Source organism: Paenibacillus sp. P5_B5 (genome assembly GCF_056400365.1).
Genome location: NZ_JBFULK010000008.1, coordinates 66804 through 79882, shown reverse-complemented (window position 1 = coordinate 79882; position 13079 = coordinate 66804). Strand labels below are relative to the sequence as shown.

Genomic DNA, 13079 nt, shown 5'->3' with positions numbered 1-13079 from the left:
TATACGAAATGATTACAATTGGGTATCCTAAATCGGGAAATTAATCCTATTTGTGTTGACAAAATAAGTATTCAGGAATATTATATGAGCAAGTATTCATATATCGTAGTCCATTTATTTGAAATGAGGCATGCAGAATGAACGAATATAGAGTTAAAGGCTTATCATGCGGCAATTGTACACTCAAAATTGAACGTGAAATTCAGCAGCTTGAACATGGTAATACCGCTACATTAAGTTACAATTCAGGTCGTTTGAAGCTAGCCTCGGAGGTATCCCTTCCTAAAGTCGAAGCAATCCTGAAATCTGAAGGTGCCTATATTGAGAAAGCACAAGATTCTCAGGAAGGTCATCATGCGGGTCATCATCATGAAGGCCATGATCATGCAGGTCATGAACATAGTCATAGTCACGGTAACAACAAAATGCTTCGTCTATTGATTGTGTCTGCTGTTATCTACATAGCAGCTTTTGCTCTAGATGGAATAATAACCGACTTTATAGTTATTCCTCTGTATTTACTTGCTACTATTATTAGTGGCTATACGACCTTCTTCCGTGGATTGAAGAACTTATCTCGACTCAACTTCAATATTGATACGTTAATGACGATTGCTCTTGTTGGTGCCCTAGCGATAGGCGAATGGAAAGAAGCAACACTTGTAGCTATTCTATTTGGACTCAACGAACTGCTCGAAGGACTTGGAATGGAGAAAGCGCGCCGTTCGATGGAATCCTTGTTGCAGGTTGCACCTAAAGAAGCAACGAAGCTTATAGACGGTCAAGAAACTGTTGTCCCGATTAGCTCTCTAGCGGTTGGCGATATTGTAATTGTAAAGCCCGGTGGCAAAATCCCATCTGACGGAACCGTCTATGCAGGCAAAAGCTCCGTCAATGAAGCAGCGATTACGGGAGAATCACTTCCTATAGACAAAGCAATTGGTGAATCCGTATTTGGTGGAAGTATCAACAATGAAGGAGTTCTACAAGTACGAATTGTTAAAGCTTATCACGACTCTTCATTGGCCAAAATTCTTCATCTCGTACAAGAAGCACAAGAAACGAAGACGCCAACGGAACTATTCATTAACAAATTTGCGAAGTATTATACACCACTCATTATGATAGTAGCTGCTCTTGTCATGCTTATCCCTCCCTTATTCCTAAGTGGAGATTGGATACACTGGTTATATCAAGGCTTAGCCGTTCTGATCGTAGGTTGTCCATGTGCACTTATCCTATCTTCACCAATTGCAATTGTAGCTGGAATCACTCGGAACGCCCGTAATGGCGTGCTGATCAAAGGCGGCGTTCATCTTGAACAGTTAGGTAAAATAAATACACTTGCTTTCGATAAAACAGGCACACTCACCAAAGGTGAGCCACATGTAGAACAAGCAATTGTCTATAATGAAGATAGATTCTACACGATTGCAGCATCCATTGAGAAGACTTCCTCTCACCCGTTAGCGAAGGCAATCATGAAGGAAATCGATAAGCATGGAATCGTAGCTGTGGATGCAGATGACATACAAACCATGTCTGGCAGTGGAATTGAAGCAGTTATTAATGGGGTTAAATATTGGCTGGGGAATGAGCAAACGATAGTTCATTTGAATATACCAGCGTCCATTCAGACTCAAATCAATCTTCTCAAAGATCAAGGCTTAACTTTAGTTCTCGTTGCGGATGAACAACAAATACTCGGTATGTTCGGTATCGCGGATGAAATCAGATCTGAGAGTAAAGAAGTTATTGCTGCCCTGCATCGAAGTGGAATTCGCCGCACTGTTATGCTGACAGGTGATCATAGGAAAACTGCTGAGAAGGTTGCGAAGGCTGTAGGTGTAACCGATTATTATGGAGATCTACTACCAGAAGATAAGGTCAATCAGATCAAAGCTTTGGCTAAGCAAGGCCGTGTAGCGATGATTGGCGACGGGATCAATGATGCCCCTGCTCTAGCTTCTGCAAACCTTGGCATTGCAATGGGTAAGGGTACAGATAGCGCAATTGAAACCGCAGATATCGTCTTGATGCAGGATCACTTAGGAAAGCTTCCTGAAGCAGTCTCCATTGCTAAACGAGTGAACCGCACTATTCGATTTAATATAGGCGTAGCATTAGGACTTAAGATAATTGCCCTCCTTCTTACAATTCCAGGTCTGCTTACTCTATGGATCGCAATCTTATCTGATATGGGAGCTACCATATTCGTTAGCTTGGTCAGCTTGACGATCTTGATTCAATCAAAGAAAAGCTCATCCTAATTTCTATAAACAAACAAAGGAGCTGTCCCTTAAGTAGAATTTCCTACTTAACAGGGAAGCTCCTTTATTACGTTAGTTGATCAAACGCACTTTTAGTTTCTGTTAGTGACTTGAAAATTACAGGGAAAGAGTGGGAAGTTTGGGACATCCCCTTAATTAATCTAGTTATCGTAATTTAGCAGCATAAGGCTTCAATACAGGCTTATATTGACTTGGAATATAAGTTACTGCCTTCGGATGGGTTAGAACCATCAAATAATGCATTCCTGGCTCCGGATAGCTAAGCTCATAGGAGATGATCGCTTCTTTGTTATTCTTAAACTCGATCCCTTTGATAATTATGCCATAACCCGAGTTTGATTGCTCACCCCAAGAGACAGTAACCTTACTCACTTCACTCGTATGTTTCTCAACCAGCACCGCTACATCCTTATCGGGCATAAGCTGCTCATCAGGAGTGGTATTGTCAGTATGCGTCTTCACAAATTCCCTTGCTGCATGTACCCACATCGCTGCTTGTGCACGGGTCACTTCTTGCTTCGGCAGGAATTTCTGTTTGTCATCTAATCGAATAATGTTCATGATTGTTAAGGCTTGGACACTATCTTTATACGCTATTTGTACCTCATCCATATCTGCAATATCTATATAGATTTCAATAAGCGGGAATTCTCCCTTCTTCTCTATCGCGTGCTTTAGCAGATCAGCGAATTGTTCTCGTGTGATGATTTGGTCTGGATTCAAATCTTTACCCAGCGGCAAACCATTCAAGTGTGCAATTACCAGAGAATCTGCATACCAGGCGCTATCCGAAACAGATGTAAAATAATCACTCGCAAGTGGTTGTTTGACAAATTTAATGTGGTTAATGTTTAATTCTAATCCTTTGGTTATCAAATAGACAGCTTGTGCAAAGGACAGCTTCCCTTTGGGGTCATAATGATTCGCGTCCACCCCACTCACAATCCCTGCTTCCTTCAAACTAAGAATACTTTGCTCGGCAGGATCACCTTTAATGTCTTGAAAAGCATATGCTGATGTTGTAAACAAGAATACACAGACAACTGATAGCATAATGAGCAACTTCGATTTAGATTTCATTGGTACATCTCCCTTCTATTTATTCAGACGTATTAAAATCTGATAAGTTGCAATTTTACAAATTAGGATAACTTGTAATCATTATACGTCAACATAATGTGAAAGCTCAGCCTCAGCTTTTTTTCAAATTAATAATAACCAGTAACAGAAATGAAATGACGATAATTGCAAATGTCCAGAGCCATGCAAGATTCATATTGCCTGAATCCACTGCCACATAAATAGCCGTAGATAACGTTTGTGTTTTGTATGGGATATTCCCCGCGATCATCAACGTTGCACCGAATTCTCCTAGTCCACGGGCAAATCCGAGCATGTAGGCAACAAATAAGGAACGAGCAGCTAGAGGTAATGTAATATGACGCAGAACTTGCCACTCATTCGCACCAATCGATCTACCGGCATCCTCAAGATCTCGATCCACAGACTGAAAGCCTACCTTCATGGTCTGATACACGAGCGGAAAAGCAACAACCACTGTTGCAACAACAGCTGCCCACCAGGTAAATACAATCGGCTGCTGAAATATATATTCGATTGCCTCTCCTATAAAGCTTCTTCTACCGAGCATAACAAGCAATATAAAGCCTACTACAGTTGGAGGAAGAACGAGTGGCAGCATAAACAAAGTTTCAATCCAGACTCTTCCCCTAACCCTTCTTTTAGTCATTAAGCGTGCAGCTAGGATGCCTAGAAGAAAAACAATCACACTTGAGACGAGTGATATCCGAAGTGATAACCAAATTGGCGACATGAATTCATTCCAGTTAATCGTCGACATATTAGGTTTGCGGAAGCGAAAATCCATTTTTCACAAAAATATCGCTCGCTTCTTTACTCCGTATAAAATCAAATAATTGCTTCACTTCTTCAGGGTACTTGGTTTCCTTAATGATTCCAATCGGATATTCAATTGCTTGATGAGTAGACTTATCTAGCGTGTGAACAATATGTACTTTACTTGAACTAAGGGCATCTGTCTTGTAGACCAAGCCCGCATCCACATTACCGGTTTCTACATAGCTGAGTACTTGGCGAACATCTTTAGCAAGCACAACCTTTGGTTGTAAAGGATCCCATAGGCTCATTGTAGTCAATGCTTCCTTCGAATATGCACCGACTGGTACACTTTCCGGTTGCCCAATCGCGATTTTCTTCACTTCTGAATCTACCAAATCTTCGGGCTTCTTAATTAACGCTTCTGCATCAGTTGGGACAATAAGCACCAGTTCATTCGTTAATAAGTTAGCATGATGCTCTACGTCAATTAATTGTTTATCTAGAAGTGCTTGCATTTGCTTCTTTCCTGCTGAAATAAACAAATCTGACGGTGCTCCCTGCTCGATTTGCTGCTGCAAGGTCCCTGATGCCCCTAAATTCAAATTTAATTTCACATTAGGATGTTTCGCTTCATATAACGTTTGAATTTCCTTGAGACTTTCCGTTAAGCTTACCGCTGCTGAAATGGTAAGATCAATTTTCTCAGAAGGACGAGAATTGCAAGCTGTTAGTAATAGGTATAAACAAATTAAAATAAATAATAAACCATATATTCGATGACTTCTCTTCAATCCTTATTCCTCCAACTAACTATAATAACCTTAAGTATAATGAACTTCCTTACAACATGTAAATACATACAACATTCAATGCATCTACATTCGCTTATTTACTTCTATATTCTTCTTATTTGACTTATTTGGATTACAATTGTAATATTTAAATATTAACTATGGATTACATATGTAGTCAAGGAGTTGAGCACATGAAGGAAATACCCAAAATTTCTGAAGCAGAATGGGAAGTAATGAAAATTCTATGGACACAATCACCATTATCATCTAATGAAATTGTTTCAAGGTTAGAAGGAAATACAAGCTGGAAAGCTAAAACTATCAAGACATTGATTAGCAGACTAGTTTGCAAAAAGGTACTCAGTTTTATAGAAGATGGTAGAACCTATAACTATTATCCTCTACTGACTCAGGAAGAATGCATACAGGCTGAAAGCAAGACCTTCTTGAATCGTATTTATGGCGGAGCTCTTAAGCCCATGTTCGTTCATTTTTTGGAAGAAGAAAAATTATCTCCCAATGATATTGAAGAATTAAAACGTATTCTAGAACAAAAAACAAAATAAATTGAAATAGCTAATGAAAGGATGAGGTGCATGTGTTTCAAGTAACTACCCTACCGATAGATTATTTGCAATGGTTATTAACTACATCAGCGATTGCTAGTCTAATTGTATGTGTTATTCTAGCAGTCAAATTCATAATCGGTAATCGATTACAACCTAGCTGGCACTATCTGTTGTGGTTCATTGTCGTGCTACGCCTCATATTGCCATGGACACCTGAAAGCTCTTTTAGCCTATTTAATCTAATTAATCTAATTACAAATTCAACAAGTTCTGTTTCATATACATCTAACTCAGATATTATCCCCCTAACAACTGAGCCTATAGTTGATGCAGAAGTTACTTTAGTTAACTCCCAATCAACTGTAAACAGCTCCAATTCTATTTGGCAATTTGCGTTCTATGTTTGGTTGTTTATCGTCATTTTACTTATTATTCAGATGATTGCTACTAACAGAAAGTACGCTAAGAAGCTTCTCAATCTACCAGCTATTAACGATCCCTCCATCCTTGATTTATTGGATAAATCAAAACAACTCATGTCCATAAACAGGGATATTCGATTAAAGTGGTCAGATCAAGTAGTTAGTCCTACACTTTATGGAATTCTGAAGCCCTCTTTAATCCTTCCCAAAGAAATCACTCAGAATCTTAGCTTAGAACAATTACACTTTATTTTCCTTCATGAGCTATCACATTACAAACGTAAGGATATTGCAATCAATTGGCTTATGCAAGGATTATTGATTCTTCATTGGTTTAATCCCATACTTTGGTATGCTTTTCGCCGAATGCGTGAGGATCAAGAAATTGCTTGTGATAATCTCGCGCTGACATATCTCCACCCTCATGAATCTAAAGCTTATGGACTAACCATCATCACAATGCTAGATCATTATACTGAACATAAGACAATTCCTGGCATAGCTAGACTATCAGGAAACAAGGATAAACTAAAAAGGAGAATAACCATGATTACGTTATTTAACCATAATACGAATCGACGTTCCATATTCGGATTGATCATTCTGATTGCACTTAGTTGTATCTTATTAACAAATAGCAAAACATCAGCTACAGTTTCAGAGCCTCAACATATTCTTGAAGCATTCCTTGATACTAGAATAGATGGCAATATTGATCAGGCATTTTCTTTTGTCACAGCTACTGGAATAAGTCCTTCTGATTTAAGAGAAGATTGGGAAGGTAGATCAAGACAAGATCGACTTTTAGCGTACAAAATCATTAAATTTTTCAATGACGACGACACTCATGCTAGTGCCTACCTTTCCTTATTAACAGAGAAGCAAGGTCAATGGACAAGTGCTTATCGATTGATTAAGCAAGATGATGTATGGAAAATTTATCTTGGTGATTACGCTCCACCTGTTTCCCCTCCAGTAACAGAGATCTTAGATGGTAATGACCCTAGTCGTCGTCCAAGCCTAGCAGAGTCTTATCAAATTGAGCAGGAATTCAGCCAAGGAAACATAGGATACGCAGTGCCTTCTTCACCGCCAAGCTCGTCAATTCAAACCTCTGCAAAGTAACCAAACTGATAAGCCAGTCAGATTATCAAAGAATGATGAAGATCATGATCGATTACAACAAGGGGAAGGTTCCAGAATCTGCTCTTATAGACGCTCAACCACTGATTGATTTATATCAGGAAAGATATAATGATGATTTCTTAAGAGAATCAAATACTTCAAATTAGCAATTCTGTTTATGTTATATCGAGTTGAAAATGTAAAGAGGAGGAGCTATTCCATTAGTAGATTACTACTTTTAGAATAGCTCCTCCTTGCTGTATTGTTTTATACGTGTTCTTGAATCGTATCTGGCTTCTCATAAACTCTGCCAAACAATTCTACTGAAACTACTAGCATTTGCTCGATTTCTAAGGGTTTATCCTTCTCATCCTTTGACACATTAGCGATCCGGTCCACTTCCTCATATCCTTCAATCACTTTACCATAAGCAGCATATTTACCATCTAAACGCACTGCTGGCTTATGCATGATAAAGAATTGGGAGCCTGCTGAATTCGGATCATCAGTTCTTGCCATTGAGATGACACCCTCCGTATGCAACAAGTTGTTCTCATGACCGTTCTCGGTGAATTCCCCAACAATCGCATAACCAGGTCCTCCCTCGCAGCATGCAAGTGGATCGCCCCCCTGTATCATGAATCCGGAGATCGTTCTGTGGAATGTTAATCCATTAAAGAATCCACTTGTCGTTAAATGAATAAAGTTCCGAACTGTATTTGGTGCAAGATCCGGATACAGCTCAACCTTAATCTGTTTTCCACTTGCCATATGAATCGTTACGATTGGATTATCCTGCATCTTGACCCACCTCCAAATTATTTGCCTCTACCCTCAACATAAGCATCTTTGAAATAGATATTACCTAGAATGTTTTTGTTCCAGCCCTTAACATGCTGAGCCATCATCATCACATTCGTACTATGATAAACCGGAAGAATTCTCATTTCATTCATCAGAATGTTCTCAGCGTTATGCATAGCTTCTAGTTGCTTAGCTGGGTCTAGATCCTTCTTAGCTTGATCTACAAACTTGTCGTAATCTGCACTACCCCAGTTTGTCATATTATTTGGACTCTTGGAGTTAAACACATCAAGGAATGTCATCGGATGCGCATAGTCCCCACCCCAACCCATAGAAGCAATTCCATAGTCATAATCTTGAATCTCTTTGTAGTACACTTTCCACTCGGATGATTTTAATTCTAAGTCAATATTTAAGTTCTTCTTCCACATTTGTTGAAGAGCTTCTGTTACCTTCTTAGGAATATCTCCTGAGTAGTATTTCAATGTTAATTTAGGGAATCCAGCACCATCAGGGAAACCAGCCTCTGCTAGTAATTTCTTTGCTGCTTCAACGTCTGCCGTTTCAGTTAAGCCGAAGTTACCGCCAACTTCTCTAAAGTCCTTACCTTCAAGTACCATTCCGTTAGGAACTAATGCAAATGCAGGCTGTTGACCACCTTGTGTTACGTTCTCAACAATTTCTTTTCTATTAATCGCAAGAGCTAGTGCTTTTCTTACCTTCTCATCATCTAAAGGCTTAATTTTATTATTCAATAAGTAGTACGTAGTACCAAGTGCAGGTAGAACGATAAAGCGATCATCGCCAGCTTTTAATCTTGCGATTTCTGCTGCAGGAACCCCGTTGATGCCATCCACTTTCTTGGATTCCATCGCTGTAAGACCAGTTGCTAATTCAGGAACAATGCTGAACTTAATTTCTTCAAGCTTCACATTGTCTTTACCCCAGTAGTGTTCGTTCTTCACTAACGTATAAGACTCGCCAAACTTCAATTCACTTACTTTAAAAGGACCATTACTGATGAATGATTCTGCTTTTCTGTGCCAAGCTTCTTTATCCTTGTCTACTGCAGCTTGTTGAACCGGCATATAGCAAGAGAAAGCAAACAATTGCATTATATATGGAGATGGAGCTTCTAGCGTCACTTCAAGCGTCGTATCATTGATTACTTTAATACCAAGCTCTTCTTCTTTCACTTCACCCTTGAAGAACTTCTCACCATTCTTAATGTATGGATACATCATGAAAGAATAGTCAGATGCTGTCTCAGCAGTCATCACTCGTTTCCATGAGTAGAAGAAGTCCTTAGCTGTTAATGGGCTGCCATCAGACCATTTCGCATTTTCATTCAATGTGAATGTATATACGAGACCATCAGGACTTACTTTCCATTCTTTTGCTACACCTGGTTGTGCTTCATACTTGTCATTCATTTGAACCAAGCCCTCGAATACGTTCGAAATAATTGGCGTAGCGAAGGTTTCAGCTGTAAGACCTGGATCCAGCTTATCCGCTTCATTATTCAGAACATAAACGATTTTTTGCGTATCTCCACTTGCTGCAGGTGCCTTAGTTGCTTCCGCTGCTGGAGTCGTACTTGGCGCACCTGTTTCTTGAGTCTTCGGTGAGCTACTACAGCCAACTATAAGCGTAAGAATCATGACTGCAATGACTAGAAATTTACCATTCGTCTTTAACACACAATCTCCCCCTAAAATAGATTTATATAATAAAATGATCTCCCCCATAGCAGCTAAATCTTATTCAATCACCGCGTTAAAGTCATATCCGATGAAGAGTTAATTACTTTACTTGCTACTAGAATCAATTTCATAATACCTTTAGCTGCTTCAATCGGGACTATATATAGATCAAAACGCTTTAATTTGTCTATATATAGTTTCAATATAACCATTTAGATCAGTTATGAAATTGATTCACTTCTATGGGTTACAATCACAATATTTACTTACACCCTATTTACTTACACTAGATGACAAGCTGCTAGGTGATTAGGACCAATTTCTTTCAATAAAGGTTCCTCTTGCCTGCATCGTTCTATCGCATATTTACACCTCGTCGCAAATCGACATCCTTGAGGTGGATTAATCGGGCTTGGAATGTCCCCTTCAAGCAGCACATCTTCCTCAGCTTGATGAGCTCTAGGATCGGGAGCTGGTATCGATGATAGTAACGCCTGTGTATAAGGATGTGCAGGATGCTTATAGACTTCTTCGCTATCCGCTATTTCGACTAGCTTACCTAGATACATTACACCCATGCGATTGGAGATATATTTAACCATCGAAAGATCATGCGCGATGAATAGATAAGTTAGACCCATCTCTTCTTGTAAATCCTGCAGCATATTGACAACCTGTGCTTGAATTGAGACATCAAGTGCAGATATGGGCTCATCACAAATGACAATCTCCGGATTAACCGCAAGTGCTCTAGCAATACCGATTCGCTGTCTTTGCCCTCCGCTAAATTCATGAGGATATCTTCTCGCATGTTCTTTCTTTAAGCCGACTTTGTCGAGCAGATTCTCAACAATATCGATTCTTTCGTTCTTAGAGCCGATCTTATGGACATTAAGCGGTTCGGATATAATATCCTTAACTGTCATTCTTGAATTTAACGATGCATAAGGATCTTGGAAAATCATCTGCATCTTACGGCGATGTGGCAAGAGTTGCTTTTCATTCATATGCCCAATGTCAACACCATCTAGAATGATTTCACCTGCTGTTAACTCATGAAGTCTAATAATTGTTCTTGCAGTAGAGGACTTACCACAGCCAGATTCGCCGACAAGTCCAAGCGTTTCACCTTTCTTAATGGAGAAGCTAACATCATCTACCGCTTTAAGATAAGTAGGTTCCTTGGCCAGAAACTTCTTATCTACGCTAAAATACTTCTTTAGATTACGAACCTCAAGCATATTCTCATTAGCCAATAGTTACACCGCCTTTACTTACAAAATCATTCTTAGGTGCGTCTTTATGTAAAAGCCAGCACATCGACTGATGGCCATTGCCTAAGTCAGTATACTCAGGACAAGCAGTAGCACAAATCCCCATCGCATAATCACATCTTGGAGCAAATGGGCAGCCTTTAGGTGGATTTACTAGATTAGGCGGCGAGCCTTTGATAGGAGTAAGTCGCTTACTATCCTGCATTTCAGCTTTAGGTATCGATTGTAGAAGTCCAGCTGTATAAGGATGCTTAGGGTTATAGAAAATATCCTCCGCAGACCCCTCCTCCATAATCATGCCACCGTACATAACGATAATTCTCGTACATATATCTGCTACGACACCAAGATCGTGTGTAATCAGCATAATCGACGTATTTAATTCGGACTTCAAGTTCTTCATCAGCTTAAGTATTTGCGATTGTGTCGTGACATCAAGTGCAGTTGTTGGCTCATCTGCAATTAATAAATCAGGCTCACAGCATAATGCAATGGCAATCATGACACGCTGTCTCATACCACCACTGAATTCAAAGGGATAATTCGACATTCTTTTCTCAGCATCTGGAATTTTAACGAGCTTGAGTAACTTGACTGCCTTCTCCTTAGCTTCCTTCTTGGACAGACGCTGATGCTCCATAATCGTCTCAACTATCTGTTCACCGACGGTTATTAATGGATTGAGCGAAGTCATCGGATCTTGAAATATCATCGAAATTTCATTGCCTCGAATACGTCTCATTTCCTTCTCCGATTTATTCGCTAAGTCATCGCCCTTATACAGAATATTACCGCCAACAATTTTACCTGGATTCTGCAAAAGCTTAAGTATGGACATCGCTGTTACGCTCTTCCCACTACCAGACTCACCCACAACACCAATAACTTCACCTTTATTAATCTTGAAATCTACGTTTCTAACTGCCTTAACTTCCCCAAAATGTGAGAAGAAAGAAGTTTGCAGATGATTCACTTCTAGTAACACTGAACTATCTTTCATTTGTTGACTCATCGTTACACCTCCTCCTATCACTTATTTGCGAAGTCTCGGATCTAATGCATCTCGTAACCCATCGCCTATCAAGTTAAATGCAACCATTGTGATACAAATAGCAATCGCAGGGAAAAACAACTGGTACGAGAAGGAGCGAATGGATTCTAATGCTTCATTACAGAGCGTTCCCCATGAAGCCATGGGCGCCGTTACACCAAGTCCGATAAAGCTCATGAAGGCTTCCGTAAAAATCGCACTAGGGATCAACATGGTTAACGTTACAATGATCGCTCCCATTGCATTAGGCAATAAGTGACTCGTAATAATTTTGAGTGGTCTTGTACCGATTGTTTTGGCCGCATACACGAATTCCTCTTCTTTCAAAGAAAGCATCTGTCCACGAACGATCCGTGCCATATCAACCCAATAAACAGAACCAAGTGCAATAATAATACTTAGCAATCCTGAATTCAGCACAACCATGATCAGAATAACGTAGAGAGTTAATGGAATAATGCTGATAATATCCACGATTCTCATCATGATATTATCGACTTTGCCACCAAAGAATCCGGCAATTCCGCCATACATCATCCCAATGATAAGATTAACAAGTGCTGCGACTACTGCAACAAGCAGTGATATTCTGGCTCCGTACATAATTCTTGTTAATAAATCTCTACCTAAATGATCTGTGCCTAATAGATAGGTTTTATTGGATACATTCTTATACGTTTCTAGAGTTTGACCACTGGCATCCTTGAGAACGATATTATTTTTTTGGCTATAATCAATGAATACAGTGCCGCTACCCGTTTTATAAGAAAGCTGCTTCTTAATCATGTCTTCTTTGTCTTTGGAAAGCTGCTGAACTAAGGTTCCGTCTGCCTTCGTTTCATATAACTTGATATTCTTATGTAGATAGAAATACTCATTGCCTACTTGATAAATATCGTATCTTGGCGGAATATTCGAAAAAGATAAATTCTGTTCTTCATAGGAATGGTTCGTTAATAGAGGTCCGAATAATGCAAATAAGATCAGCAAAAATATAATTATGAGCCCAAATAATGCTCCTTTGTTCTTCCTCAGTCTTTTCCATACATCTTGCCAGTAAGTTAAACTGACAGTTCCTACACTTCCCTCATCCTTATCTTCATCTAATAATTTATTCCAAAGAGAAGGATCGAAAGTGCCATTTGATAGGTTAACAACGTTATTAGTAGAGTCCCTCATCATATCA

Annotated in this window: 11 protein-coding genes; 3 read left to right on the top strand and 8 right to left on the bottom strand. The window is 39.4% G+C overall.

The annotated features are described in order from the left end of the window. Nucleotides 1-137: 137 nt before the first annotated feature. Entirely contained in the window at nt 138-2270 is a 2133-nt protein-coding gene (locus AC1DOK_RS12575) for a heavy metal translocating P-type ATPase (RefSeq protein WP_477554624.1), read from the top strand. A gap of 165 nt (nt 2271-2435) precedes the next feature. Here the strand turns inward: AC1DOK_RS12575 and AC1DOK_RS12570 are convergent, their stop codons facing one another. From AC1DOK_RS12570 to modA, 3 genes are all read right to left on the bottom strand, one after another. Further along, complete coding sequence (locus AC1DOK_RS12570; RefSeq protein ID WP_477554623.1) at nt 2436-3371, bottom strand: S-layer homology domain-containing protein; 936 nt, start codon at nt 3369-3371, stop codon at nt 2436-2438. 112 nt (nt 3372-3483) lie between these two features. Continuing rightward, a complete protein-coding gene (modB, locus tag AC1DOK_RS12565) occupies nt 3484-4152 on the bottom strand; it encodes a molybdate ABC transporter permease subunit (RefSeq protein WP_477554747.1) in 669 nt (222 codons plus the stop codon). A 1-nt stretch (nt 4153) separates the two neighbouring features. Further along, entirely contained in the window at nt 4154-4942 is a 789-nt protein-coding gene (gene modA, locus AC1DOK_RS12560) for a molybdate ABC transporter substrate-binding protein (RefSeq protein ID WP_477554622.1), read from the bottom strand. Nucleotides 4943-5136: 194 nt separating this feature from the next. Between modA and AC1DOK_RS12555 the strand changes: the two genes are divergently transcribed. Both AC1DOK_RS12555 and AC1DOK_RS12550 read left to right on the top strand, forming a co-directional pair. Next, nucleotides 5137-5511 carry a BlaI/MecI/CopY family transcriptional regulator gene (locus tag AC1DOK_RS12555; protein WP_477554621.1) on the top strand — a complete coding sequence of 125 codons (375 nt, stop codon included), beginning with the start codon at nt 5137-5139 and terminating at the stop codon, nt 5509-5511. Between the two features lie 32 nt (nt 5512-5543). Continuing rightward, nucleotides 5544-7061 carry a M56 family metallopeptidase gene (locus tag AC1DOK_RS12550; RefSeq protein WP_477554620.1) on the top strand — a complete coding sequence of 506 codons (1518 nt, stop codon included), beginning with the start codon at nt 5544-5546 and terminating at the stop codon, nt 7059-7061. A 267-nt stretch (nt 7062-7328) separates the two neighbouring features. Here AC1DOK_RS12550 and AC1DOK_RS12545 read toward each other — a convergent pair whose 3' ends face one another. The 5 genes from AC1DOK_RS12545 to AC1DOK_RS12525 all read right to left on the bottom strand — a co-directional run bounded on the left by AC1DOK_RS12545 (nt 7329) and on the right by AC1DOK_RS12525 (nt 13072). Continuing rightward, nucleotides 7329-7862: a peptidylprolyl isomerase gene (locus AC1DOK_RS12545; protein WP_477554619.1), complete on the bottom strand. Its 534-nt coding sequence runs from the start codon at nt 7860-7862 to the stop codon at nt 7329-7331. Nucleotides 7863-7879: 17 nt separating this feature from the next. Continuing rightward, nucleotides 7880-9565, bottom strand: a complete 1686-nt coding sequence (locus tag AC1DOK_RS12540) for a peptide ABC transporter substrate-binding protein (RefSeq protein WP_477554618.1) — start codon at nt 9563-9565, stop codon at nt 7880-7882. Between the two features lie 284 nt (nt 9566-9849). Further along, nucleotides 9850-10824: an ABC transporter ATP-binding protein gene (locus tag AC1DOK_RS12535; RefSeq protein WP_477554617.1), complete on the bottom strand. Its 975-nt coding sequence runs from the start codon at nt 10822-10824 to the stop codon at nt 9850-9852. Continuing rightward, a complete protein-coding gene (locus AC1DOK_RS12530) occupies nt 10817-11854 on the bottom strand; it encodes an ABC transporter ATP-binding protein (protein ID WP_477554616.1) in 1038 nt (345 codons plus the stop codon). The genes AC1DOK_RS12535 and AC1DOK_RS12530 overlap by 8 nt, the downstream gene beginning before the upstream one ends. 21 nt (nt 11855-11875) lie before the next feature. Then, nucleotides 11876-13072 carry an ABC transporter permease gene (locus AC1DOK_RS12525; protein WP_477554615.1) on the bottom strand — a complete coding sequence of 399 codons (1197 nt, stop codon included), beginning with the start codon at nt 13070-13072 and terminating at the stop codon, nt 11876-11878. Nucleotides 13073-13079: the final 7 nt, after the last annotated feature.